At 74.8% G+C, this 1296-nt stretch carries 1 protein-coding gene; it reads right to left on the reverse strand.

The genetic code is table 11. The features are described 5' to 3' along the window. Nucleotides 1–107 precede the first annotated feature (107 nt). The coding region (locus tag HMPREF0731_RS19755; RefSeq protein ID WP_007005984.1) for a putative bifunctional diguanylate cyclase/phosphodiesterase at nucleotides 108–1296 on the reverse strand (1189 nt) is incomplete at its 5' end.

A 1296-nucleotide genomic window follows, 5' to 3' on the forward strand; every position in this document is an offset into this window, starting at 1 on the left:
CCGCTCCCGCCGCGCGGTCCAGACCCCGCCGGGAGGGCGGTCCACCGCCCTCCCGCGCGCCACGGCCTGGCCCCGTTCGGAAACCCATAAGTCTTCTTATGGAAAATTCATCCCGGGCCGGCGATGGCTGCCGGGGCCAGGGCGGCCGCACGGTCCGGCGCCACGGCCTGTTCCGCCGCGTGGCGCCGCAGATAGCCGGCGACCGCCTCGGGCGGCATCGGGCGGCCCAGCAGGAAGCCCTGCACCTGGCCGCAGCCCTCGCGCGCCAGCCAGTCGAGCTGCTCCTGGCTCTCCACCCCCTCGGCCGTGGTGCCGATGCCGAGCGCGCGCGCCAGCCCCAGGATCGAGGTGACGATCTTGCGGCTGTCGTCGCGCTCGATCAGCCGGCGCACGAAGAGCTGGTCGATCTTCAGCTTGTGGAACGGGAAGCGCTGCAGATAGCTCAGCGAGGCATAGCCGGTGCCGAAATCATCCAGCACCACCATCACGCCGAGGTCGCGCAGCGCGTGCAGCATGGCGAGGTTGGCGGCGCTGTCCTGCAGCAGCACGGATTCGGTGATCTCGAGCTTCAGCCGCCCCGGCGCCAGCCCGGCCCCGTCCAGCGCCTGCCGCACCGTCTCCACCAAGCCGGGGCTGCGGAACTGCGCGGGCGACAGGTTGACGGCGACGCGCATCCCCTCCGGCCAGCCGGCCGCCGTGGCGCAGGCGGTGCGCAGCGCCCAGGCGCCCATGGCGACGATCAGCCCGCTTTCCTCGGCGACGGGGATGAACTCGGCCGGCGAGACGGCGCCGCAGCGCGGATGCTGCCAGCGCATCAGCGCCTCGAAGCCGCCGACGCGGCCTGAGGGCAGGTCGATCAGCGGCTGGTAGGCCAGGCTGAACTCGCCGCGCTGCAGCGCGGCCCGCAGATCCTGGCGCAGCCGCTGCCGCTGCTCCAGCCGCTGCAACATGCCGGGATGGAACGGGCGGATGCCGCCCCGCCCCTCCTCGCGCGCGCGTTGCATGGCGATGCTCGCCGCCTGCAGCAGCGCATCCGCCCCCGCCCCGTGCCGCGGCGACAGCGCGATGCCGATGCTGAGGCCGAGCATGGCGACGCTGCCCTCGACGAAGAAGGGCTGGGCGATGGCGCGCAGCGCCAGCTCGGCGCGCCGCTCGGCCGCCTCGGCGGTGACCGGGCCGGGCAGCAGCAGGGCGAAGTCCTCGCCGCCGAGATGCGCCAGCAGCTCGCCCGCCATGCCGCCCTCGGCCAGGCGCTGCGCCGCCTGGCGCAGCAGCGCGTCGCCGGCGGCGGGGCCC

It is taken from the genome of Pseudoroseomonas cervicalis ATCC 49957 (genome assembly GCF_000164635.1).
GTDB classification, from domain to species: domain Bacteria; phylum Pseudomonadota; class Alphaproteobacteria; order Acetobacterales; family Acetobacteraceae; genus Pseudoroseomonas; species Pseudoroseomonas cervicalis.